The sequence below is a fragment of the Faecalibacterium sp. IP-3-29 genome, assembly GCF_023347335.1.
Lineage (GTDB): Bacteria > Bacillota > Clostridia > Oscillospirales > Ruminococcaceae > Faecalibacterium > Faecalibacterium duncaniae.
Genome location: NZ_CP094471.1, coordinates 724,804 through 745,802 on the forward strand (window position 1 = coordinate 724,804; position 20,999 = coordinate 745,802).

Consider the following 20,999-nt stretch of genomic DNA (forward strand, 5'->3'; position numbering starts at 1 on the left):
GATAACATATCCGATGGAGGACAAAAGTTATGGCACTCATGCTCGATGAAGAAATGGATGAAAATGTTACGACGATCAAGGTCATTGGTGTGGGCGGCGGCGGCGGCAACGCAGTCAACCGCATGGTCAGCGACGGTCTGCAGGGCGTAGAATTTATTGCAATGAACACCGACCAGCAGGCGCTGGCCAAGAACCATGCTGCCACCAAGGTGCAGCTGGGCTCCAAGCTCACCAAGGGCCGCGGCGCGGGCGCTGATCCCGAGATCGGCCAGCGTGCTGCCGAGGAAAGCAAGGACGAGATCGCAAATGCCCTGAAGGGCTCCCAGATGGTCTTTATCACCGCCGGTATGGGCGGCGGCACCGGCACGGGTGCGGCTCCTGTTGTGGCCGAGGTGGCACACGATCTGGGCATCCTGACCGTGGGCATCGTCACCAAGCCCTTTTCCTTTGAGGGCAAGCGCAAGATGGGCCTGGCAGAGCAGGGCATTGCAAACCTGCTCATGCACGTTGACAGCCTGATCGTGATCCCGAATGAGCGCCTGAAGATGATCAGCCAGGAAAAGATCACCCTGATGAACGCCTTCCAGGCTGCCGATAATGTGCTGCGTCAGGGCGTGGAGTCCATCTCTGCCCTGATCAATGTGCCCGCCTTCATCAACCTGGACTTCGCCGATGTGCGCTCCATTATGAAGGATGCCGGTTACGCCCACATGGGCGTGGGCAGCGCCAAGGGTGCAGGCAAGGCAGAGAACGCCGCCAAGGCTGCGATCTCCTCTCCGCTGCTGGAAACCAGCATTGCCGGTGCACACGGCGTGATCATCAACATCACCTCCAGCCCCGATATCGGCCTGGAGGATGTCGAGACCGCTGCCGGTCTCATCACCCAGAGCGCTCACCCCGATGCAAACATCATCTGGGGTACTGCGTTCGATGAGAACCTGTCCGATGAGATGCGCGTTACCGTTGTGGCCACCGGCTTTGACAACAAGGCCGCCGATGGCCTGCGCAGCAGCCTGAACAACGCCGCCGGTGCCGGTGCTTCCACCCCCAGCGCAGTGTTCAGTTCTGATGTGTCCGGCGCGGGTGCCGCAAAGCAGCAGCCTGCTGCCGCCGCAAACAGCGCTGCAAAGCCGGTGGAGGAAGAAAGCAGCGACAACCGTTACTACGATGAGCTGCTGGCGATCCTGAATAAGCGCAAGTAAGTTTGTAAGTTACAGTGTGAACCGCCCGGGAGGGGGCGTGGTCTCTTGCGCGCGTGAGCGGGAGGAGCAGAGATGGTACCAAACGACATCTGGCTGCGCACCGAATGGCTGAGCTGCCGCAGGACCAGTGTGTTGCGCTGTGTGGAGCGTTATTGTGCCGCCGCTGCCCGTGAATACCGCCGCGCTCTGCGCAGGGTGCAGGAAGTGGAGGAAATGATGGCGCAGGTCGAACCGGAAACCGGGAGACGGCTCCCGAGCCAGCCCGCTCAGGCGGAGCTGTTGAACCGCCGTCTTGCCGCTGCCAATGCGGAGATCCGCCGTTACCAGACCCGGCTTTACGCCTGTGAGCGGGAGATGGTGGCACTGCGGCAGGAGAACGCCGAGCTGGAAGCTCTGTGTGAGCAGGCGCGGGCAAACAGCCTGCTGCCGCCCGTGCCCCCGCAGCCCAAGGTGCTGGAACAGCCCGGCCTGCCGGTGATCGTGTTCCACCCGGCGGCGGATGCCCCCAAGGCAGAGCAGCCCCAGCCGGATGTTGTACCGGAGCAGAGCGCACCGGAGCAGAAGCCTGCCCTGCAGGCCGCACCGCCGGAACCGGAGGAGGAACGCTGCCCCTTTGCGCAGCCGGACTGGAAGCCCACCACGGCACTCGACCATCAGGCGGTGGATCTGGTACATCAGCTGGAAAGCTTAATGACTGTATAACAAAAAGACGATGCACAAACGCTGTGCATCGTCTTTTTGCGTCTTAGGGATGTTACCGCACGGCGCTGGTGCGGTGTTCCATGAGGTAGGTGGCCTTCAGATCGGCAATGTGGAGCTTGACGGCAAGCGGGTATTTGTCGTAAGCTTCCGAGATGGCGAAGCAGCCGCCCTTGGCCGCATCGTCAAAGCCGCCCATGTGCCAGCGGATGGCCACCGCTTCCTCGACCTTCAGCTTCATAAACCGCTCGATCAGGAACACGCTCTTCTCGCCGTGGCCATAGGGGAACAGATCCTCCACGCTGTAGCTGGGCACCTTTTCCCACTGGCCGGTGGCATCGTTCTTCACATTGCGGGTGCCTTTTTTGTAGTAGTTGGCCTTGCACAGATCGTGCAGCAGAGCACAGATGGCATAGCTCTCCTCACTCTCGCCCTCGGTGAAAAAGCCGTCGTGGAGAGCATGGTAGACGTTCAGGCTGTGCATACACAGCCCGCCGTCACAGGCCCCGTGGAACCGGGTGGAGGCCGGAGCCGAGAAGAAATCTGTCTTGTTGTCCAGCCAGTCCAGCAGCTTTTCGCTGCCCGGGCGGGAGACATGCTGGTGCCAGATCTGCAAAAACTCCTCGCGGTAGTCCATCTTACAGCTCCAGATCTTCCAGAATGCCCTTGAGGATGGCCAGCTCTTCGCCGCTCAGGGAAATGCCCTTGCCCATGCGGGTGCCGTCCGGGGACCAATCACGGATGTCGTACTTGGGTTCGCCGTCGTTCCAGCTGATGAGGTTGAGCTGGCGCTCCCAGCCGCGGGGACGCTGAGACAGCACTGCAATGCGCTGGACCACTTCGTATTTGATTTCTGCCATGTTTCCTTACCTGCCTTTGCTTTGTTTGTTATCATAATATAAGAACGCGGCGAAGATTTCAACAGGTAATTGGAAAATAATTTGAAAATTTTGATTTTACTTGCAGGAGCCGCAAGCGATCTTCACAGAACGGCACGTTCTGCCAAGGGCTTCCCTGCCGGGGAAGCTGGCGCGCGAGGCGTGACGGAGGGGGTCAACCATAAGGCTCCTCTTCCCGCAGGCGAACCAGTTCTTTTACCGCCTCCGGGTCATCCGGTGCGGGCTGGCGGCTGTTTCGCTTCTGCTCCGTGAACAGCCCGGGGGCATACTGCGCCATTACGCCGGGTGTATTTCCTGCCAGAAATTCCTTGGCGTTCTTCTGCATGCAGGCTGCCGGTGTGCCGTCCGTCATGGGGACTGCCTGGATCGGCGGCAGATCCGGTTCCGGCGGCGGCAGCTGCACCTCCGGGCTGTCCGGCTGGCTGGGCAGCGCCCCCAGCGGCGGGCTCACCCGGCTGGATGTGGGGCCGACATGCTTTTGCTTGTGGGACATAAGAAACACCTCCGCAAATAATTTTCCCTTTTAAAGGCTTATTATTCTGAAAGGGAAAGCTGTCCCACAACCAGGCTTGCCCTCTCAGTCTGCTTCGCAGCCAGCTCTCCCGAAGGGAGAGCCAAAAGTGCCTTGCCCTTTAGCAGATGCCTGCGGTAAACTCGCCAAAGGCTCCCCCTTTGGGGGAGCTGGCATCGCGACAGCGATGACTGAGAGGGTGAGTCTGCTTCACGTCACGATCTCCACCCAGCTGCCCCCGCTCCGCTCCTTGTGCACGACCACCTGCCGGTCGATGCGGTCCTTCAGGGCGGCGACATGGGAGATGATGCCCACCAGTCGGTCGCCTTCGGTCAGGCCGGAAAGCACCCGGATGGCCTGCTCCAGCGATTCCTCATCCAGCGAGCCGAAGCCCTCATCGAGGAAGAGGGTGTCCAGCCGGATGCCGCCTGCGGTGCTCTGGACTTCATCGGAAAGGCCCAGGGCCAGCGCCAGCGAGGCCTTGAAGCTCTCGCCGCCGGACAGAGTCTTGACACTGCGGCGGGTGCCGTTGTAGTGGTCGATGACTCCCAGGTCAAGGCCCGACTGGCTGCGCTGGTTCTCGGCACCGATGCGCTCCAGCTCGTACTGGCCCGCCGTCATCTGCATCAGGCGGGTGTTGGCGTGGACAAGGATGCGGTCGAGGTAGTTCATCTGGATGTAGGCCTCCAGCCGGATCTTCTGCTTGCTGCTCAGGGTGCCGCCCGCCGTGGAGGCCAGCGCGTTTACCCACTGCCAACGGGCATCCAGCGCGTCCCGCTGGTCGGCAAGCTTCCGGTGATCGGCCAACGCCCTCCGGTTGGGCAGCAGCCGGGCGTTCAGGTCTTTCTCCTGTGCGGCAAGGGCTTTGCGCCGGGCCAGCAGCTCGTTCTGCTCTGCCTTGAGCGCCGCGATCTTCTGGGGCTGCGCGTTCTGCTCCGCAGCCTGCCGGGCTTCCAGTGTCTGCACCGCAGCCTGGGCGGCGGCAGCAGCCTGCTGGGCTGCCGTCACCTGTGCTTCCAGAGCGGTGCGCTGTTCTGCCTGCGCTTTGCGTTGGGCTTCCAGTTCTTTTTTGCGGCGGCAGTCGGTATGGTTTTTGGTCTGGCGCTGCTTCAGGTCAGCCTGTGCGGTGTGCAGAGCATCGTTCTCCTCGGCCAGCGCAGTCTTGAGCAGGCTCACGGTCAGAGGCACCGGCCCCTCGGGCGAAGTGAACCGTTCAGGCAGAAGCGCTTCGGCATCCTTCCGCAGCTGGGCACGGCCCTCCTGTTCCCGCGTCAGTGCTTCCCGCGCGGCGGCACTGGCCTCCTGCGCGGCGCTGTCGGCCTGGGCGGCGGCCTGCTTGGCTTTGTTCACCTGCACTTCGGTGGGAGCGGTGCGGGGCAGGTGGGCTTTGGCCGGGTGGTGGGTGCTGCCGCAGACAGGGCAGGGGGCACCCTCTTCCAGCGTCTGAGCCAGCAGACCCGCCTGCGCATCCAGAAAGGCCCGTTCCAGCGTGTCCCGGGCAGAATGGGCTTCGGTCTGTCTGCCTGCCGCCTGCCGGTAGGCCTCCTGCGCGGTGCGTGCGGCGGTGTTCCGGTGCTGGCACTCTGTCAGGCTCCGGGCCAGCTCGTTCAGTGCGGTTTCCCGCTGGGCAAGGCGGGCCGCTTCTGCCTCCAACTCTACCCGGCGGGTGTCGGCATCGGCCAGAGCGGCAAGTTCTGCTTCAGAGGCCGTGAGTGCCGCATCCAGTGCTTCCAGCGTTTTGCGCCGGGTGCTGGCCTTGGCGGATTCCAGCTGGGCGGTGCTTCGGGCCTTGGTCAGTTCTCCGGCAACCTCCTGCCGCTGGCGCTCTGCCTGCTCTGCCGCGCCCAATGTGGTCTGTAACGTGCTCAATTGCCTGTCCAGCGCAGCCAGCGCGTTTGCGGCCTGTGCGGCGGCAGCTTCCTGCCGGGCGGTCAGCCCCTCCAGCAGGGTGGCCACTGCATCCGGCGGCATCTGCGCCGAAAGTATCCCCAGTGTTTCGGCCTCCGGGTCTGCGGCATCATACGAGATGCCCGCAAGCACTGCGTCCAGCTTTGCGTTCAGGGCGGCGCGCCGGGCCGTGAGGGCGGAGTTTTCCTCAGCCAGCGCTTCCTGCAGTTTCTGATAGCGCTGGGTGCGGAACAGCTTGCGGAAGATCTTGCTCCGCTCCTCAGTGGTGGCGTTGAGCAGGCGGGTGAACTGCCCCTGCGCGATCATGGCGATCTGGGAAAATTGGTTGTAGTCCAGCCCGATGATATCAATGACAGCGGCAGTTACCTCCTTGGCCTTGGTCACAGGCGAGCGGCCGTCGGCATAGGTCAGGGCGGCATCCGCCTTTTCGGTGGTGAATCCCTCGCCCCGGGCCTTGGGGCGCAGATACTCCGGGTTGCGCCGGACGGTGTACCGCTGCCCCCGCACCTCAAATTCCAGCTCCACAAAGGTGGGGGTGCCGGGGTCTGCATATTTGCTGCGGAGCATGGCCCCATCCCGCACGCCGCCGCTGGAATGATCGTACAGGGCGTAGGTGATGGCATCGAACAGGGTGGTCTTGCCCGCGCCGGTGTCACCGGTGACGAGGTAGAGCCCGCCTCTGCCCAATTGCTCCAGCGGCAGGGTGGTGGTGCCTGCATAGGGGCCAAAGGCCGAGAGGGTCAGCTTGAGCGGTCTCATGCGTCCTCCTCCTTCCAGATGGTTTCAATGAGCTGCTGGCAGAATGCCGCCTGCTCATGGGTCAGGGGCTGGTTGTTCTGCAGCTGGTAAAAATCTGCAAAGTGCTCCAGCGGTGTTTTCTGTTCGGCCTTTGCAGGGGCATCCAGCTCCTGCCGGGTCTGGGTGCGGCGGTTGTCGTAATCCAGCCGCATCAGGTTGGGGTAGATGACCCGCAGGCGGGCCAGCGCCTCGGGGATGTCCTGCTCATCGGTCAGGGTGATGTGCAGGTAGTCGTCCACGGCAGTGCCCTCGTAATTGCGGCGGTCGGTCAGCTCCATGTAGCTGCCGCGCAGCTCCCGCAGATCGTGCCGGGGCACCAGCGGTTCGGCGGCAATGGTCACGCTGCCCTTTTCGCCCAGCTCCACAAAGGTCACGCTCTTGTGCTGGCTGGCCTCCGAGAAGGAATACTTCAGCGGCGTTCCGCAGTAGCGCAGGGTGTCCCGGCCCACCTTCTGGGGGCTGTGCAGATGCCCCAGCGCCACATAGTCGAACTTGTCGAACAGGGCGGCATCCACCCAGTCGATACCGCCCACGCTGGGCTCCTCGCTCTCGCAGGAGGCAGCTCCTGCCACGAACTGGTGTGCCACTAGCACACTGCGGCGGGCCGGGTCAGGCGAACAGTGATTCAGCACGCAGGCAAGGGCATCGTTGTAGCTCTCAATGGGCGCGTCCGGCCAGATGTGCCGCACCATGGCGGGCTTCAAAAAGGGCAGTAAGTACAGATCGACCGGGCCGTGTGCGTCGGTGAGGGTGATGGGCTCCGGCGGGCCGGAAAACACCGGCGAGACGTAGACCCTGCTTTCGGCCAGCAGGGCAGAGCCAAAGGCCACCCGGTCGGCGGAATCGTGGTTGCCCGAGATGGCGAACACCGGCAGCTCCCGGCGGGAAAGCTCGGTGAGGAACCAGTCCAGCAGGCGGACCGCCTCGGCAGGCGGCACGGGTTTGTCGTACAGGTCACCGGCCAGCAGCACGGCATCCACGGGGTGGGAATCGAGCAGGGATAAGATCTGCTCTAAAATATAGCGCTGGTCGTCCAGCATGGAGAACTCGCAGACCCGTTTGCCCAGGTGCAGGTCGGAGAGGTGGAGAAAACGCATGGGGAAGCCCCCTTTCTAAAAGGATGGCTCTATTATACCACGGAATGTTCTCTTTTGCGTGCCAAAAGAGAACCAGAAAAGCACCCGCTACTTTCGAAGCGCGGGAGGCACGAACTAGGGGCTGCTCGCCCCTAGTAACCCCAAAGCAGAGGGCTCCGAACAAAAATGCTGGAGATTCCCGCCTGTCGGCGTGAAGATCTCTTAACCGCATTTTTGCCCGGAGCCGATTGAAATTTTTAACTAGCGGGGAACAGCTTCTCCCAGGTGGCCTTACCCACGGCACCGTCGGCGGTCAGGCCGTTGCGGCGCTGGAACCGCTGAACAGCGGCGGCAGTCCGGGAGCCGAACTTTCCGTCCGTGCCGACCTTCTCCCCCAGCGTGTTGAGCTTCTGCTGGATGAGCCGGATGGTGCCGCCGGACATGCCGGTGCGCATCACGATGCCGGGATAGGGCACCGCCAGCCCGTGCTTTGCGGTGTACTTTGCGTAGAGGACATTCCAGGTGTTTGCCCCGACTTTGCCGTCCATGTTCATATTGTTCCGGAGCTGGAATTCTTTCACGGCGTTTTCGCTCCTGGTGCCAAAGCGGCCGTCTGTGGTCAGTGCGGGGTAATAGCTGCACTGGTCACGCACGCCGTTCAGCCAGGTCTGCACCAGGGCTTCGTCCGGGCCGTAGGAGCCCTTTTGGATCAACGAATAATAAGCGGGGATCGCCATTGTGGTCACACTCCTTCCACGACAGCGTATGCAGCGCTGTGGGGAGGTGTGCCATAGCGTTTTTGCCCTCTCCGTCTTTGCTTCGCGCCTGAGAGGGCGAGGCTGTTTCAACCAGCACCTTATCCTCCCGGCTCGCCGTCACCCGCTGCCACCACTCCACACACTTGAACCGCACCACATACGACCCACATACCAGATCGTTTTCCTCCGGCAGGGCGTAGGTGCCGCAGGCAGAGCGGCACAGGCCCGGGTAGAGCACGCACCACCAGTTTTTGCCGTGGCGGGCGTTGCCGCCCAGGTCGATGCGCAGGGCCTGATACCGCCCGGCGGGCAGGATGCCGGTGGAATAGCGGGTGGTATCGAAGTACATTTCCACCAGCTGTACCGTAACGGTGGAAAAAATCCCCCGCCTTGCCAGCACGGCCCGGGCCGTCAGCTCCAGCGCAGGCAGGTTCTCTGCCGCCCAGCGCAGGGCGGCAGGCTTGTCCTGTGCGGTGCAGTGGACATCGGCGTAGGCCAGAACGGCATCCCGCACGGCGAGCTTGGCGGTCTGGTCGGCAGGGGAATCGCTGTCGGCCCGGATGTGGAAGCGCAGGGTGTCGGCGCAGAGGAGAGCCCCGGTGTCCAGCTGTGCCTGCCCCCAGCGCAGGGCAGCAGGCAGGGCGCTCAGGAGCAGCGCAAGGGAAAGCACGGCGCACCCCAGCGCCATCTCACGGCGGGTGAGCGTGCGGGCAAAGAATGGCAGCATAAAAAACAGGCCCCTTTTCTGGAAATGATAACCAGAGAATGGGCCTGTTTGACACATTTTATTCTGATACTTGATTTTTGCAGTGAAGTCTGACTGTAATGCCAAGGGCTCCCCTACTAGGGGAGCTGTCACCGCAGGTGACTGAGAGGTTTAATTCTTCAAGGACTGCATGGGAGCCGGCAGGCGGCCGCCGCGGTTGATGAACACCGAGGGGTCACGCTGATTGATCGGCATGATGGGGCCATAGCCCAGCAGACCGCCGAAATCCAGGATCTCGCCTGCCTTGCGGCCGATGGCGGGAATGACGCGGACAGCGGTGGTCTTGCTGTTCACCATGCCAATGGCGGCTTCGTCGGCGATCAGGGCGCTGATGACAGCGGGGGTGGTATCGCCGGGGATGATGACCATATCGATGCCCACCGAGCAGACAGCTGTCATGGCTTCCAGCTTTTCGATGGTCAGGCAGCCGCACTCGGCGGCGTGGATCATGCCGTCGTCCTCGCTGACGGGGATAAAGGCACCGGAGAGGCCGCCCACATGGTTGGAGGCCATCACGCCGCCCTTCTTCACAGCATCGTTCAGCAGGGCCAGGCAGGCCGTGGTGCCGCAGCAGCCGCAGGTTTCAAGGCCCATCTCTTCCAGAATGTTGGCCACGCTGTCGCCCACAGCAGGGGTGGGGGCCAGCGAAAGGTCGATGATGCCCGCGGGCACGCCCAGAGCCTTGGAGGCCAGATTGGCCACCAGCTGGCCCACGCGGGTGATCTTGAAGGCGGTGCGCTTGACCAGCTCCGCCACCTCGTCGATGGGAGCATCCTTGGGCAGCTTTGCCAGCGCGGCGCGCACAGCGCCGGGGCCGGAAACGCCGACGTGGATCTCACAGTCGGGCTCGCCGGGGCCGTGGAATGCACCGGCCATGAAGGGATTGTCCTCGGGTGCGTTGCAGAACACCACCAGCTTTGCCGCGCCGATGCACTGGCGGTCGGCGGTCAGCTCGCTGGCCTTCTTCACGGCTTCGCCCATCAGCTTGATGGCATCCATGTTCAGGCCCGCCTTGGTGGCACCGATATTCACCGAGCTGCACACGATGTCGGTTTCAGCCAGTGCGCGGGGGATGGACTCGATCAGGCGGCGGTCACCGGCCGAGAAGCCCTTGTGCACAAGGGCGGTGTAGCCGCCCACAAAGTTCACGCCCACCTTTTTGCCTGCGGCATCCAGTGCCTTGGCAAAGTCCACAGGGTCTGCATCGGGGCAGGCACCCAGCAGCATGGCAATGGGGGTGACGCTGATCCGCTTGTTGATGATGGGAATGCCGTACTCGGCGCTGATATGCTCCACGGCGGGCACCAGATCGGCTGCCTTGGTGGTGATCTTATTGTAAATCTTTTCGCAGGCCTTCTTCGGGTCCGGATCAATGCAGTCCAGCAGGCTGATGCCCATGGTGACCGTGCGCACGTCCAGATTGTCCTGCGTGAACATCTCGATGGTCTCGAGGATGTCGCCGGTATTCATCATGCTCATAAGAGTATCCTTTCTGAACCTCTCCGTCATTGCTTCGCAATGCCACCTCTATTCAGGGAGCTGGCGCAAAGCGTCTGAGAGGTTCTGTCTGTTAGATGGTATGCATCGCGTCAAAAACTTCCTGACGGGTCAGATTGATCTGCATCCCCATCTCCTTGGCCAGAGCATCGGTGCGGGTGTGCAGCTCCTCATGGCTGACGCTGCACTTGGAGATGTCCACCAGCATGATCATGGCAAACATGCCCTGCAGAACGCTCTGGGTCACATCCTCAATGTTGATGTTCAGCTCGCAGCAAAGGGCGGCCACTTTGGCAACAACGCCCACGGTATCGTGTCCGATGACAGTGATAAACGCTTTCATATTCCTTACCCCCATTGTTTCTGGTAAAAACCCCTCAGGCGCTTCGCGCCAGCCCCCCCTGGTAGTGGGGCCTCTGGCGTTGCGTGGAGTTTTGCAAGTTCCCCGTTCCGCACAAACTGTATCATTCTGCCAAGGCCGCCCCTATTAGGGGAGGTGGCAAAGCCGTCAGGCTTTGACGGAAGGGTTTAATTTCAGTATAGCAGATTTGCCGATTTTTGAACACTCTTTTTGGAAAAAAGAGCAGTTTTCAGGCGGAAAAGACATTCTATACTGCTTTGATGTAAAAAACAAGATGCAAAGCGGCGATTCTTGTGCTATACTGAAAAATAACAGCGGGGTGGGGATGCCCACCCGCGCAAAACAAAGGAGAAACGACCATGGAACAGCTTTTGAAGATTCTGGAAGACAATGCGCGGCTGCCCATTGAGGACATTGCCACCATGCTGAATAAATCCCCCGCCGAGGTGGCGGCTATGATCGACCTGGCCCGGGCGCAGGGCATCATCAAGGGCTACAAGACCCTTGTGGACTGGGAAAAGGCCGGGGTGAACCGGGTGGAAGCAGTCATCGAGCTGAATGTCAGCCCCAAGAAGAGCCGCGGCTTTGATGAGATCGCAGCCACCATTGCCGCCTTTGACGAGGTGGAGAGCGTGCTGCTGATGAGCGGCGGCTACGACCTGCAGCTGGTCATCAAGGGCCAGACCTTCCAGGAGATCGCCCTGTTCGTGGCAAAGCGCCTGAGCCCGCTGGACGATGTGCTGTCCACTGCCACCCATTTTGTCCTGCGCACCTATAAAAAAGAGGGCCGCCTGTATCAGGACGAAGAGATCGATGAAAGAGAGTGCACGGTTCTGTGATGGATTACGATAAACTGATCGCGCCTGCCGCACGGGAGATGCGCCCCTCCGGCATCCGCAAATTCTTCGATCTGGCCGCTGATATGCCCGAGTGCATCAGTCTGGGCGTGGGCGAGCCGGATTTCAAAACACCGTGGGCTGTGCGGGAAGCAGGCATCGAGAGCCTGGAGCATGGCCGCACCCGCTACACCGCCAACGCAGGCCTGAAAGAGCTGCGGGCGGAGATCTGCAGATATCTGGAGCGCCGGATGCACCTGCACTACGACCCCCTGCGGGAGGTGCTGGTGACCGTGGGCGGCAGCGAAGCCATTGATATGTGCATCCGCGCCATTGTGCAGCCCGGGGATGAGGTGATCATCCCGGAGCCCTGCTTTGTCTGCTATGAGCCCATCACCACCCTGTCCGGCGGTGTGCCGGTGCATGTGCCCTGCCGCCAGGAGGATGAGTTCCGCCTCAGGCCCGAGGCCCTGAAAGCCGCCATCACCCCCAAGACCAAGCTCCTTATCATGCCGTTCCCCAACAACCCCACCGGTGCGGTGATGGAGCGGGAGGACCTGGAAGCCATTGCGGAGGTCCTGCGGGATACCAACGTCATGGTGCTTTCGGATGAAATCTACGCCGAGCTGAACTACGGCCTGCGGCCCCATGTCTCCATTGCCACCCTGCCCGGCATGGCCGAGCGGACCATTGTGGTGAATGGTTTTTCCAAGAGTTATGCCATGACCGGCTGGCGCTTGGGCTATGCCTGCGGCCCGGCTCCCATCATCAAAATTATGACCAAGATCCACCAGAGCGCCATTATGAGCGCCCCCACCACCAGCCAGTATGCGGCCATCACCGCCCTGCGGGAGTGCGACGGCGAGATCGACAAGATGCGGGATGAGTACAACATGCGCCGCCGCCTGGTGGTGCACGGCTTTAACTCTATGGGCCTGACCTGCTTTGAGCCGCGGGGTGCGTTCTACGCCTTCCCCTGCATCAAGAGCACCGGTATGACCAGCCAGGAGTTCTGCACAAAGCTGCTGGAGCAGAAGCATGTTGCGCTGGTGCCCGGCGATGCCTTTGGCGCATCCGGCGAGGGCTATTGCCGTGTTTCCTATGCTTACAGCGTGGAGCACCTGACCGAGGCCATGAAGCGCATCCGGGAGTTCCTGAAAGAAAACGGCATCAACAGCGGAGAGCAGTGAGGAGGAAGAACGATGGCAAAACTGAACTGCGTGACCGTTCTGGCCCCGGCCAAGCTGAATCTGGCGCTGGATGTGGTGGGCCTGCTGCCCAACGGCTACCATAACCTGGATATGACGATGCAGGCCATCACCCTGTACGAGCGGGTGGTGCTGCGCCGCAGCCAGAACCTGAGCCTGACCCTGCCGGGCAGCCCGGTGGCCGCCAACGATTCCAACACGGCCATCAAGGCGGCGCTGGCCTTCTTCCACTATACCGGCCTGCTGGCGGGTGTAGAGATCACCATTTACAAGAATGTGCCGGTGCGTGCCGGTATGGCGGGCGGAAGCGCCGATGCCGCCGGTGTGCTGGTGGGCCTGAACGTCCTTTACGGCGCAAAGCTTTCCATGAGTGAGCTCTGCGCGCTGGGGGCAAAGATCGGCGCGGACGTGCCCTTTGCCCTGATGGGCGGCACCTGCCGGGTGCAGGGCGTGGGCGATGTGATGAAAGCCCTGCCGCCCTGCCCGGACTGCTGGTTCACGGTGGTCATGCCCGATTACGGCGTTTCCACCCCGGAAGCCTTTGCCGCTTATGACAAAGTGGGCAGCAGCACCCACCCCGACTGCGAAGCCCAGGAAAAGGCAATCCGCGCCGAGGATCTGGCGGGTGTGTGTGCTGCCGCAGGCAACGCACTGGAGGAATGCAGCGGTGCCAGAGACAACGAGGCCATCAAGACCGCGCTGAAAGAGAACGGCGCTGTCACTGCCCTGATGACCGGCAGCGGCGCGGCTGTGTTTGGCATCTTTGAGAGCGAAGAAGCTGCCCGAAGCGCCGCCGAGGCTGTCAAGGCACAGTGGCCGCAGGTGTATGTGGCCCGGCCCGATCGGGGCGGCGCGCGGGTCATCAGCCCGAAGTGGATGCTGTAATATGCATAACCTCCTTTCCGATGGGGAAAACTGCCCAAAGGAAAGGAGGTCTTTTTGTGCAGACCTTTTATAAAGTGTGCCTGATCCTGATGATCATTGGCGGCATCAACTGGGGGCTTGTGGGCCTGTTCCAGTTTGACTTTGTGGGCTGGCTGCTGGGCGGCAGCAGCTCCATCTGGTCGCGCATCGTGTTTACGGTGGTGGGCGTGGCCGCTGTCTGCGGCATCCCGGGGCTGTTTGCAGAGGAAACGGAAGAATGAAAAACGGCTGCTGCACGGAAAATGTGCAGCAGCCGTTTTTGTGGATCATTCAGTTATCCCACCCCACCAGATCGGGCAGGGTAAGGGTCTCGTCCGAGCAGTGGGGGTCTGCGGGGCCGTCGGTGGGGGCGGTGGCCTTTTCCACAGCCCGCACGATCTCGCTGATGGCGGCGCAGTCCTCGGGCAGGTCGGTCTGGCTGCGGCCCGAGTGGGTGAACAGGATCTTGCCCAGATGGCCCACCACCAGCGTCAGCGGCAGCAGCTGAGGGGCTTTGGTGTCGTAGTGGTAACCGGCATCTCTGGCGGCCTTGTAGATCTTCTGGGCCGCAAAGCTCCAGCTCAGCAAGCCGCGGGTCTGCTCTACGCCCAGGTAGCCGTACAGCACGCCGGGGCCGTCGCAGATGACAGGAAAGGGAAAATCTGAGCCATGGGTGGCCTTTGCCACCGCCTGCGCCGAGGAACGCACCACACAGACAAGCCGTGCCCCCTTGAGCTGGGGCAGCGTTTTCAGGTAGCGGGTGATATATTCGCGGCTGACAGGGTGGTCGAACCCGGGCAGGAAGATCATGCACAGCGGATGCTCCCCCTCGCACAGGGCGTAAAAATCATTGCCCGGCACCGTTGGGGTGTCGTAGGTGAAACGGGGGATGCTCGTCCCCACAAGATGTTCGCTTTTCATACCGCAATGCACATCCTTTCCATCATCACCAAAACCTCTCCGTCATTGCTGCGCAATGCCACCTCTCCTAATAGGAGAGGTGGCGCGTCAGCGCCTGAGAGGTCGTCCTATAAAAAAATCCACACACTGGCCTTGTGGCAGGCCAGCGGTGGATGCAATGCTATAAAAAGATCCCGCCCGGTCGTCTGCGGCAATCAAACCTACCCTTACGGACAGGTGGGTGCCCTGTCGCCGGATTCACGCTTCCTCATCGAACCTCCATGGTCGACCCATGGCGGGGAGGTCTGCAATCCGCCGGAGAACTCCGGGCTCCCGTTGAATGATTAGTAGGATCATATAAACCGCAACAAATCGCGCCGGGCAGGAAGTCTTGCCTGGGAATCTGTCTGTGCTGGGGAATTACTCAATCTCGAACTGGTCGCTCAGGCGCTGCTCAAACAGCTTGCTGACTTCCATCAGAGTCTCGTCATCCTCCACAACGTCCAGATATTCACCCTCGCTGTCCTCGCCCACGCTCAGGATGACCAGCTGTGCGTCCTCGTTGACATCCTCTTCATCCTCTGCGTATTCGACAACTGCAAGGTAATGCACGCCCTTATGGTCCAGTGCATCGATCACTTCAAACGTGACCTCATTGCCGTCCTCATCCTCAAGAGTCATCAGATCGGGCTGATATTCCTCTTCGGTGTTCGGGTTCTTGATCTCTTCTGCCATAAGATACGTTCTCCTGTCTATCCAAACCCAATCAAAGGGATGGTACTCAAATAAAATTACGCACACAGCCCGGGATCTGCTGCGTTCCCGCCGTCCCTTGCTGTGCTTATAGTGTAGCGTTTTTTTGCCTGCTCGTCAAGATGTTTTTCGCACAGAAAATGCACGACAAATTTTCACGCATTTCCCTCTCGCTTCCCGGGCAGAAATATGCTATACTGAATTCTGCGTATCTCCCGCGTGCGGGGGAACTGCTATCAGAATATGAACGGAGGGATCTGTTTATGAATAAGACCCGTGTCCGGCTGGCGGCGCTGCTGCTGGCCGTGAGTTTTGCACTGTCCGGCTGCAGCCTTGTGAAAAACATCGGCGGCAGCAGCGGAGCCGGAACAAAGACCATCACCCGCCCGGCGGTGGAATCGGCCGAGCTGCAGTTCACCCACCCGGCGGCGGGGGAACCCGTGGCGGTGTTCGATACCACGGCGGGTGTGTTCCGGGCGGTGCTCTTCCCGGAGCAGGCCCCGCAGGCCTACGATAACTTTGTGGGTCTGGTGCAGGCGGGCTACTATAACGGCCTGACCGTGACCCGTGTGGAGCAGGACTTTGTGGTGGAGGCCGGTCAGGGAACTGACGGCAAGGGCACCACCATCTGGAATGGCAGCCGCTACCCGGCTGAGGCCACCGACAAGCTCCACCATTATTCCGGTGCCCTCTGCATGGCGGCGGACTCCTCCGGCAAGTGCGCCAGCGTCTTTTATATCATGTCCACTCTGCCCGGCGGGGATTCCGTCACCCAGGAACTCACCGACCAGATGAACAGTGCAGGCTACCGCGCTGAGGTCGTTTCGGCCTATCAGACCGTTGGCGGCGCACCCTACCTCGACTACATCGATACCGTGCTGGGCCAGGTGTACGAGGGGATGGACGTGGTGGACACCATCGCTCAGGCCGCCGTGGATGAGAACCAGAAGCCCACGGAAACGATCACCATCAACAGCGTCAGCATTGAGACATATCAGGCGCAGTAACAACTAAAAATGACAAAACCGGCTTTCCTGTGGCAGCAGGAAAGCCGGTTTTGTGCTGAATGGAGAGAATGGGGGATATATCGGTCAGCGGGAAAGGCCGCTGACCCCACTGGCAATGACACCGCCGTCCATGACGATGTCCGTGCCGGTGAGATAACCGAGCCGTTCGTCCAGCAGCAGGGCATACAGCGCGGCGATCTCTTCTGGCCTGCCGTTCCGCTTGAGGGCGGAATGGGCGGTAAAAGTCTGGGCTTCGGCGCTTTCCAACTGGCCCATGGGGGTATCAAAGTTGCCGGGGGGCACACTGAGGCAGCGCACCCCTTTGGCACCAAAGCGGGCGGCATCGGTTTTGGCAAACCAGATGACGAAATGCTTGCTGATGGAGTAGGCCACACCGGTGCGGGCGTTTTTGGGCATCAGGTTGATGCGGGCCATCATCTTTTTCAGGAACTTTTCCCGGTCGGTGCGGGCAAGGGGATAACTGTGTTTTGGCATGATGAATCCGGGGGCCAGATAGGCGCTCATGCTGGATGTATCAATGACACAGCCGCCCGGGGCCATGACCGGGTAAAAGGCATCATTGATGTTGACTGTGCCCAGCGCGTTGGCGCGCAGGATGGCTTCCGGGCTGCCCATGTGGGGACTCATGCCAGCAATGTGGAGCAGAGCTTTCACCTGCCCACATTCCACAGCGTGTTGAGCCAGCTTTTCGCAGCTGGCACGGTCAGAGAGGTCACAGGCAAAGGCTTCGGCTTCGTGTCCGGCTTCGGTCAGCTCGGCCACGGCGCTTTCCAGTTTTGCGGCAGTGCGGCCTACCAAAATCACATGATATCCGGCTTCACAGACCAGCTTGGCCGTGGCGCGGCCCATGCCGCTGCCGCCGCCGGTAATCACACAGACAGGTTTCATGGTGCACCTCCTCAGTGAATTTTTCCAGTGGCTTTGAGCCAGGCGGCGGTGTCGTGGAGTGTTTCGGCGTAGGGACGGGGGGCAAAGCCCAGCTCGTTCCGTGCCTTGGAGCAGTCAAAGCAGTTGTTCCGTTCCAGATTATAGACGGCGAACTCCGTCAGAACCGGCTTTGTGCCCTTTTTTGCGGCCGATTTTTCCATCTGCTTTGCGGCAAGGTGGGCGAAGGAAAGGGGAAGGTAGAACTTACAGCCCGTGCAGCCGGTATCCTCTTTAAGCATCCGGCACATCTCCTTCAGGGTGACTTCATCATTGCTCAGGATGTAGCACTCGCCCTTCCGGCCTTTGTCGGCGGCGGCAATGGTGCCTGCGGCCAGATCCCGGACATCCACCATGTTGAAGCTGCCCGCCATGCCGATGGGCATTTCGCCGTTCAGGATCTGGGTCAGGGTGCGGGTGGTCTGGCCGATGGCCGGGTCGTTGGGGCCGATGATGCCGCTGGGGTGGACAACGCAGGCGTTCAGGCCAGCGTGGGCGGCATCCAGTACCTTCTGGGTGGCCATGGCCTTGCTGCGGCTGTACCAGCCTACCACCTTTTCCTCTTCATAGGGGACAAACTGGTTCACTTCCCGGATGGGCTGCCCGGCGGGCAGCTCAGGAATAGCACCGGTGGAGGAAACGTACACGAACTTTCTGCATTCCGGGTGGTGCTTGGCGGCGGCAAGCATATTCTCGGTGCCGCCCACATTGACGGCGATCAGCTTCTCGCTGTAACCCGGGTCGATGGTGACCATGCTGGCACAGTGGATGCAGACGCTCTGGCTGCCCTCGGGGATGTTGAAGAAAGCTTCACAGTCCTCGGCGCTGCACAGATCGCCCTCAAAAACCTCGACCTCAGCGGGCAGATACTTGCGGGCAGGATCCCCCTTGAGGACGAAGGCCCGGATGTGCTCGCCCCGTTCGATCAGCTGCGTGCAGATGTTGATGCCCAGGAAACCGGCCGCGCCGGTCAACAGATAAGTGGTGTTGATGTTCATATTCATTTCCTCCCGCTTTTCTCTCAAAGTGTACGATACAGTTTACAGCATTGCGGCCAGACCCAGACCCATGCTGTCGAACCCCTCAGAGACAGCCAGATAGGCATCCATCGTGTCCTCGTCGATACGGACGGGAGAAGAGGTGTTCCGGTTTTTGAGGCTGTTCAGAGTGGCAGCGAGTGCCAGACCGATGCCGTAGTTTGTACCGCTCTCAGTCAGGGTGTAGTAAGCGTCCAGCGCAGTCTCGTCCAGAGTGGAAGCGGTCATGTTCTTGCGGTTCATCATGGTAAGTGTCCTCCGTTTTATGTTTGAATGTTTGTTGTTTGTTCTGTTGTGGAGCTCCGTGCTCCCTTGCGATGGCTAAAGGATACCCGACCAAGGTAAACGCAAGGTGAATATTTCTGTTTATCTTTTGTTTATCTTTGGGTGTATAATAGAGCCATACCATAGAAAGTGAGGAGAACGCCATGCTGAAAATTCTGGTTGCGGAAGATGACATGAGCACCAACAAGCTGCTCTGCGCCATTTTAAAGATCAACGGCTATGAAGCGATCCCGGCCTTCAACGGCGAGGCGGCGCTGGACATCATCGACCACCAGCACATTGACCTGCTGCTGTGCGATGTGATGATGCCTAAAATGGATGGCTTTGCCCTGACCCAGGCCATCCGGGATGGCGGCAGCATGATGCCCATCCTGATGCTGACGGCCAAGGCCCTGCCCGAGGACAAGCACACCGGTTTTCTGGTGGGTACGGATGACTACATGACCAAACCGCCGGATAAGACCGAGCTGCTGCTCCGCATCAAGGCTCTGCTCCGCCGGGCCCGCATCGTGGATGAGCATAAGATCACGGTAGGGGATGTGGTGGTGGATATGGACAGCCGCACTGTCCGTCGGGGGATGGAGGTGCAGACCCTGCCGCCCAAGGAGTTTGAACTGCTGTACAAACTGCTGGCCTACCCGGAACGCACCTTTACCCGGATGGAATTGCTGGACGAGATCTGGGGCATCGACAGCGAGAGCGACGACAAGACCGTGAATGTCCACATCAACCGCCTGCGCAACCGTTTTTATGATTGGCCGGAGTTTGAGATCCAGACCGTGCGGGGTTTGGGGTACCGTGCTGTAAAGAAAGTGTGAGGATGATGAAAAAAATTGCGGAACGGATGCGCGGCTGCATCGAGACGCTGAGCCTGTCGGCCCTGCTGGTCATCAACCTGTCTTTTATGGTGTTGCTGATGCTGGGGCTCTGTACGGTACTGGTCATCACGGGCGCGGACGGCGGCTTTATTTACCACGATGGCAGGATCGGCATCTGGGGAGTGCTCTGTTTTATCTATGCCGTGTGCAGCCTGATCGCGGTGAGCATGGTGGTGATGATGCGGATGGTTTTTATCCACCCATTGCAGCGGAACATTGAGGCTATGAAAAAATTGGAAAATGGGGACTTTACCGTGCGTGTAAATCACGCGGAACACGGCTACGTGCCCCGGGAGATGGTCGAGTTTGAGCAGAGCTTCAACAAGGCGGCGGAGGAGCTGGGCGGCACTGAAATTCTGCGGAAGGATTTTATCAACAACTTCTCCCACGAGTTCAAGACCCCCATCGTCAGTATCAGCGGTTTTGCCGACCTGCTGCTGGAAGAGCAGCTGCCGCCCGAGGATCAGAAGGAATACCTGACCATCATCCGGGACGAGAGCAGGCGGCTGGCCGACCTGGCAACGAATATCCTGACCCTGAACCGGGTGGAGAGCCAGACGATCCTGACCGACAAAGCGTGCTTCTCCCTGGATGAGCAGCTGCGCCAGAGCGTGCTGGTGACCCAGCAGAAGTGGCGGCAGAAGGAGCTGGATTTTGATGCCGACCTTGTCCCGGCAGAGTACACCGGCAGCGAGGGGCTGCTGAAAGAAGTCTGGCTCAACCTGCTGGACAACGCCGCCAAGTTCAGCCCTGAGGGCGGCACCGTGGCCGTGAACCTGCGCAAAGCAAAAAGCGCCCTGATGGTCTCGGTGACCGATCAGGGCGAGGGGATGAGCGCCGACACGCAGGCGCACATCTTTGAACAATTCTATCAGGGCGACACCAGCCACACCACTCAGGGCAACGGTTTGGGCCTTGCCATGGTGAAAAAGGTGCTGGAGCTCCACGGCGGCAGTATCCAGGTGAACAGTGCCCCCGGGCAGGGCAGCTGCTTTACCGTGACATTACCCATATAAACGAAAAAGAGACGCTGAAAAGCGTCTCTTTTTGCTTCCGGTTCAAATTTCGCCGGGGTGCTCCTTGCGCCAGGCGAGGTAATCCTCCAGGATGACCGTGGCGCTGACGGAATCCAGAATGGCCTTGCGGTGAGCACCAAAAGTCCCCACCTCGTCCAGGATATCGGCGGCTTCACAGGTGGACTGCCGCTCGTCCCACATCCGCACGGGCAGGCCGCTCCAGATCTGCAGGGTCTTACCCAGCTTGCGGCTCTTCTCGGCGCGCTCGCCCTCGGTGCCGTCCATGTTGAGCGGCAGGCCCACCACAATGAGCTCTGCCTTCTGCTCCTGGGCAATGCGGCAGACCTCGGCAGCCACCTTGGGCCGGGCCTTCAGGGTGATCTGGGGGGTGATGGGCGTGGTCAGGAACTCGGTGGGGTCGCAGACCGCAAGCCCCGTGCGGCTGGCACCGTAATCAACTGCTAGAATCTTCATGGGGAAGTGCCCCTCCTGTTTTGCTGTTTTTCCTCAGTTTACCACAGAATAGATTTTTCTTCAATTTTGCGGTAGAATAAAGTGATTAAACCTCTCAGTCTCGCCTTTGGCTCGCCAGCGTCCGGGTTGCGGCACCCAGCATCCACTTCGTGTTGTAAACAACACTTGTGTCTTGCTGGCCGCGGCCCCAACAGCAACGCCCTTTATCCGCCACTGGCGGCGGTTGTTGCTGTTGCTCCTAGTAGGGGAGCCCTTGGCATATTGGGTCAGTTCGATGGCTTG

The 20,999-nt window shown here is 60.5% G+C and carries 24 protein-coding genes and 1 other RNA gene; 9 read left to right on the forward strand and 16 right to left on the reverse strand.

Annotated features, from left to right (window positions below; all coding sequences use genetic code 11):
* The first annotated feature begins 29 nt into the window (after positions 1-29).
* Together ftsZ and MTP40_RS03340 are read left to right on the forward strand one after the other, a co-directional pair.
* On the forward strand, positions 30-1,202 hold the full coding sequence (gene ftsZ, locus MTP40_RS03335) for a cell division protein FtsZ (protein WP_005935636.1): 1,173 nt from the start codon (positions 30-32) through the stop codon (positions 1,200-1,202).
* Between the two features lie 72 nt (positions 1,203-1,274).
* Positions 1,275-1,904: a hypothetical protein gene (locus MTP40_RS03340; RefSeq protein WP_249259822.1), complete on the forward strand. Its 630-nt coding sequence runs from the start codon at positions 1,275-1,277 to the stop codon at positions 1,902-1,904.
* 52 nt (positions 1,905-1,956) lie between these two features.
* Here the strand turns inward: MTP40_RS03340 and MTP40_RS03345 are convergent, their stop codons facing one another.
* The 9 genes from MTP40_RS03345 to MTP40_RS03385 form a co-directional block, all read right to left on the reverse strand.
* A complete protein-coding gene (locus tag MTP40_RS03345) occupies positions 1,957-2,538 on the reverse strand; it encodes a hypothetical protein (RefSeq protein ID WP_005935632.1) in 582 nt (193 codons plus the stop codon).
* Between the two features lies 1 nt (position 2,539).
* Entirely contained in the window at positions 2,540-2,761 is a 222-nt protein-coding gene (locus MTP40_RS03350) for a YdbC family protein (protein WP_005935630.1), read from the reverse strand.
* Positions 2,762-2,954: 193 nt separating this feature from the next.
* The gene (locus MTP40_RS03355) at positions 2,955-3,293 is read right to left on the reverse strand and encodes a hypothetical protein (protein ID WP_117534962.1); all 339 of its coding nucleotides are present in this window, start codon (positions 3,291-3,293) and stop codon (positions 2,955-2,957) included.
* Between the two features lie 228 nt (positions 3,294-3,521).
* Positions 3,522-5,978: an AAA family ATPase gene (locus MTP40_RS03360; RefSeq protein WP_249259823.1), complete on the reverse strand. Its 2,457-nt coding sequence runs from the start codon at positions 5,976-5,978 to the stop codon at positions 3,522-3,524.
* Complete coding sequence (locus MTP40_RS03365; protein ID WP_249259824.1) at positions 5,975-7,114, reverse strand: exonuclease SbcCD subunit D; 1,140 nt, start codon at positions 7,112-7,114, stop codon at positions 5,975-5,977. Before MTP40_RS03365 ends, MTP40_RS03360 begins: the two co-directional genes overlap by 4 nt.
* Before the next feature lie 236 nt (positions 7,115-7,350).
* The gene (locus tag MTP40_RS03370; protein WP_249259825.1) at positions 7,351-7,830 is read right to left on the reverse strand and encodes a peptidoglycan-binding domain-containing protein; all 480 of its coding nucleotides are present in this window, start codon (positions 7,828-7,830) and stop codon (positions 7,351-7,353) included.
* Positions 7,739-8,578 (reverse strand): stage II sporulation protein R, encoded by an 840-nt coding sequence (locus tag MTP40_RS03375; RefSeq protein ID WP_249259826.1) that lies wholly within the window; start codon positions 8,576-8,578, stop codon positions 7,739-7,741. Before MTP40_RS03375 ends, MTP40_RS03370 begins: the two co-directional genes overlap by 92 nt.
* Positions 8,579-8,728: 150 nt before the next feature.
* Entirely contained in the window at positions 8,729-10,096 is a 1,368-nt protein-coding gene (locus MTP40_RS03380) for a PFL family protein (protein WP_098923017.1), read from the reverse strand.
* Between the two features lie 91 nt (positions 10,097-10,187).
* Positions 10,188-10,457: an ACT domain-containing protein gene (locus MTP40_RS03385; RefSeq protein ID WP_035394907.1), complete on the reverse strand. Its 270-nt coding sequence runs from the start codon at positions 10,455-10,457 to the stop codon at positions 10,188-10,190.
* Positions 10,458-10,834: 377 nt separating this feature from the next.
* On the opposite strand from MTP40_RS03385, the gene MTP40_RS03390 reads away from it, so the two are divergent.
* Genes MTP40_RS03390 through MTP40_RS03405 form a run of 4 tightly spaced genes read left to right on the forward strand, consistent with a single transcriptional unit; the run spans position 10,835 to position 13,664 of the window.
* A complete protein-coding gene (locus MTP40_RS03390) occupies positions 10,835-11,314 on the forward strand; it encodes an Lrp/AsnC family transcriptional regulator (RefSeq protein WP_005935606.1) in 480 nt (159 codons plus the stop codon).
* Positions 11,314-12,501 carry a pyridoxal phosphate-dependent aminotransferase gene (locus MTP40_RS03395; RefSeq protein ID WP_117505728.1) on the forward strand — a complete coding sequence of 396 codons (1,188 nt, stop codon included), beginning with the start codon at positions 11,314-11,316 and terminating at the stop codon, positions 12,499-12,501. The genes MTP40_RS03390 and MTP40_RS03395 overlap by 1 nt, the downstream gene beginning before the upstream one ends.
* A 12-nt stretch (positions 12,502-12,513) precedes the next feature.
* Positions 12,514-13,404, forward strand: a complete 891-nt coding sequence (gene ispE, locus MTP40_RS03400; protein WP_249259827.1) for a 4-(cytidine 5'-diphospho)-2-C-methyl-D-erythritol kinase — start codon at positions 12,514-12,516, stop codon at positions 13,402-13,404.
* A 56-nt stretch (positions 13,405-13,460) separates the two neighbouring features.
* A complete protein-coding gene (locus tag MTP40_RS03405) occupies positions 13,461-13,664 on the forward strand; it encodes a DUF378 domain-containing protein (RefSeq protein WP_227611521.1) in 204 nt (67 codons plus the stop codon).
* 49 nt (positions 13,665-13,713) lie between these two features.
* Here MTP40_RS03405 and MTP40_RS03410 read toward each other — a convergent pair whose 3' ends face one another.
* From MTP40_RS03410 to MTP40_RS03420, 3 genes are all read right to left on the reverse strand, one after another.
* Complete coding sequence (locus MTP40_RS03410) at positions 13,714-14,343, reverse strand: hypothetical protein (protein ID WP_098923009.1); 630 nt, start codon at positions 14,341-14,343, stop codon at positions 13,714-13,716.
* A 166-nt stretch (positions 14,344-14,509) separates the two neighbouring features.
* Positions 14,510-14,713, reverse strand: a non-coding RNA gene (ssrS, locus tag MTP40_RS03415) — 6S RNA.
* A 29-nt stretch (positions 14,714-14,742) separates the two neighbouring features.
* Positions 14,743-15,057: a DUF1292 domain-containing protein gene (locus MTP40_RS03420; protein WP_005935590.1), complete on the reverse strand. Its 315-nt coding sequence runs from the start codon at positions 15,055-15,057 to the stop codon at positions 14,743-14,745.
* A 281-nt stretch (positions 15,058-15,338) separates the two neighbouring features.
* On the opposite strand from MTP40_RS03420, the gene MTP40_RS03425 reads away from it, so the two are divergent.
* Entirely contained in the window at positions 15,339-16,082 is a 744-nt protein-coding gene (locus tag MTP40_RS03425; RefSeq protein WP_249259828.1) for a peptidylprolyl isomerase, read from the forward strand.
* 84 nt (positions 16,083-16,166) lie between these two features.
* On the opposite strand, the gene MTP40_RS03430 is transcribed toward MTP40_RS03425, so the two are convergent.
* From MTP40_RS03430 to MTP40_RS03440, 3 genes are read right to left on the reverse strand one after another with little or no spacing between them, the layout of a single operon-like run.
* Positions 16,167-16,991, reverse strand: coding sequence for an SDR family oxidoreductase (locus MTP40_RS03430; protein WP_249259829.1), 825 nt, complete (start codon positions 16,989-16,991; stop codon positions 16,167-16,169).
* An 11-nt stretch (positions 16,992-17,002) separates the two neighbouring features.
* On the reverse strand, positions 17,003-18,025 hold the full coding sequence (locus MTP40_RS03435; protein ID WP_442900437.1) for an NAD-dependent epimerase/dehydratase family protein: 1,023 nt from the start codon (positions 18,023-18,025) through the stop codon (positions 17,003-17,005).
* Positions 18,026-18,067: 42 nt separating this feature from the next.
* Positions 18,068-18,310: a hypothetical protein gene (locus MTP40_RS03440; protein ID WP_249259831.1), complete on the reverse strand. Its 243-nt coding sequence runs from the start codon at positions 18,308-18,310 to the stop codon at positions 18,068-18,070.
* A 182-nt stretch (positions 18,311-18,492) separates the two neighbouring features.
* Here MTP40_RS03440 and MTP40_RS03445 point away from each other — a divergent pair, with 182 nt between their 5' ends.
* Both MTP40_RS03445 and MTP40_RS03450 read left to right on the forward strand, forming a co-directional pair.
* Positions 18,493-19,167 carry a response regulator transcription factor gene (locus MTP40_RS03445; RefSeq protein ID WP_249259832.1) on the forward strand — a complete coding sequence of 225 codons (675 nt, stop codon included), beginning with the start codon at positions 18,493-18,495 and terminating at the stop codon, positions 19,165-19,167.
* Between the two features lie 2 nt (positions 19,168-19,169).
* Complete coding sequence (locus tag MTP40_RS03450) at positions 19,170-20,243, forward strand: HAMP domain-containing sensor histidine kinase (RefSeq protein ID WP_249259833.1); 1,074 nt, start codon at positions 19,170-19,172, stop codon at positions 20,241-20,243.
* A gap of 42 nt (positions 20,244-20,285) precedes the next feature.
* On the opposite strand, the gene ruvX is transcribed toward MTP40_RS03450, so the two are convergent.
* The gene (gene ruvX, locus MTP40_RS03455; RefSeq protein ID WP_005935569.1) at positions 20,286-20,717 is read right to left on the reverse strand and encodes a Holliday junction resolvase RuvX; all 432 of its coding nucleotides are present in this window, start codon (positions 20,715-20,717) and stop codon (positions 20,286-20,288) included.
* Between the last annotated feature and the right edge of the window lie 282 nt (positions 20,718-20,999).

What these genes read in the sequence shown, in the direction of transcription:
- ftsZ (WP_005935636.1), top strand. Translation starts at nt 30, where the DNA reads ATGGCACTCATGCTCGATGAAGAAATGGATGAAAATGTTACGACGATC.
- MTP40_RS03340 (WP_249259822.1), top strand. Translation starts at nt 1,275, where the DNA reads ATGGTACCAAACGACATCTGGCTGCGCACCGAATGGCTGAGCTGCCGC.
- MTP40_RS03345 (WP_005935632.1), bottom strand. Translation starts at nt 2,538, where the DNA reads ATGGACTACCGCGAGGAGTTTTTGCAGATCTGGCACCAGCATGTCTCC.
- MTP40_RS03350 (WP_005935630.1), bottom strand. Translation starts at nt 2,761, where the DNA reads ATGGCAGAAATCAAATACGAAGTGGTCCAGCGCATTGCAGTGCTGTCT.
- MTP40_RS03355 (WP_117534962.1), bottom strand. Translation starts at nt 3,293, where the DNA reads ATGTCCCACAAGCAAAAGCATGTCGGCCCCACATCCAGCCGGGTGAGC.
- MTP40_RS03360 (WP_249259823.1), bottom strand. Translation starts at nt 5,978, where the DNA reads ATGAGACCGCTCAAGCTGACCCTCTCGGCCTTTGGCCCCTATGCAGGC.
- MTP40_RS03365 (WP_249259824.1), bottom strand. Translation starts at nt 7,114, where the DNA reads ATGCGTTTTCTCCACCTCTCCGACCTGCACCTGGGCAAACGGGTCTGC.
- MTP40_RS03370 (WP_249259825.1), bottom strand. Translation starts at nt 7,830, where the DNA reads ATGGCGATCCCCGCTTATTATTCGTTGATCCAAAAGGGCTCCTACGGC.
- MTP40_RS03375 (WP_249259826.1), bottom strand. Translation starts at nt 8,578, where the DNA reads ATGCTGCCATTCTTTGCCCGCACGCTCACCCGCCGTGAGATGGCGCTG.
- MTP40_RS03380 (WP_098923017.1), bottom strand. Translation starts at nt 10,096, where the DNA reads ATGAGCATGATGAATACCGGCGACATCCTCGAGACCATCGAGATGTTC.
- MTP40_RS03385 (WP_035394907.1), bottom strand. Translation starts at nt 10,457, where the DNA reads ATGAAAGCGTTTATCACTGTCATCGGACACGATACCGTGGGCGTTGTT.
- MTP40_RS03390 (WP_005935606.1), top strand. Translation starts at nt 10,835, where the DNA reads ATGGAACAGCTTTTGAAGATTCTGGAAGACAATGCGCGGCTGCCCATT.
- MTP40_RS03395 (WP_117505728.1), top strand. Translation starts at nt 11,314, where the DNA reads ATGGATTACGATAAACTGATCGCGCCTGCCGCACGGGAGATGCGCCCC.
- ispE (WP_249259827.1), top strand. Translation starts at nt 12,514, where the DNA reads ATGGCAAAACTGAACTGCGTGACCGTTCTGGCCCCGGCCAAGCTGAAT.
- MTP40_RS03410 (WP_098923009.1), bottom strand. Translation starts at nt 14,343, where the DNA reads ATGAAAAGCGAACATCTTGTGGGGACGAGCATCCCCCGTTTCACCTAC.
- MTP40_RS03420 (WP_005935590.1), bottom strand. Translation starts at nt 15,057, where the DNA reads ATGGCAGAAGAGATCAAGAACCCGAACACCGAAGAGGAATATCAGCCC.
- MTP40_RS03425 (WP_249259828.1), top strand. Translation starts at nt 15,339, where the DNA reads ATGAATAAGACCCGTGTCCGGCTGGCGGCGCTGCTGCTGGCCGTGAGT.
- MTP40_RS03430 (WP_249259829.1), bottom strand. Translation starts at nt 16,991, where the DNA reads ATGAAACCTGTCTGTGTGATTACCGGCGGCGGCAGCGGCATGGGCCGC.
- MTP40_RS03435 (WP_442900437.1), bottom strand. Translation starts at nt 18,025, where the DNA reads ATGAACATCAACACCACTTATCTGTTGACCGGCGCGGCCGGTTTCCTG.
- MTP40_RS03440 (WP_249259831.1), bottom strand. Translation starts at nt 18,310, where the DNA reads ATGATGAACCGCAAGAACATGACCGCTTCCACTCTGGACGAGACTGCG.
- MTP40_RS03445 (WP_249259832.1), top strand. Translation starts at nt 18,493, where the DNA reads ATGCTGAAAATTCTGGTTGCGGAAGATGACATGAGCACCAACAAGCTG.
- MTP40_RS03450 (WP_249259833.1), top strand. Translation starts at nt 19,170, where the DNA reads ATGATGAAAAAAATTGCGGAACGGATGCGCGGCTGCATCGAGACGCTG.
- ruvX (WP_005935569.1), bottom strand. Translation starts at nt 20,717, where the DNA reads ATGAAGATTCTAGCAGTTGATTACGGTGCCAGCCGCACGGGGCTTGCG.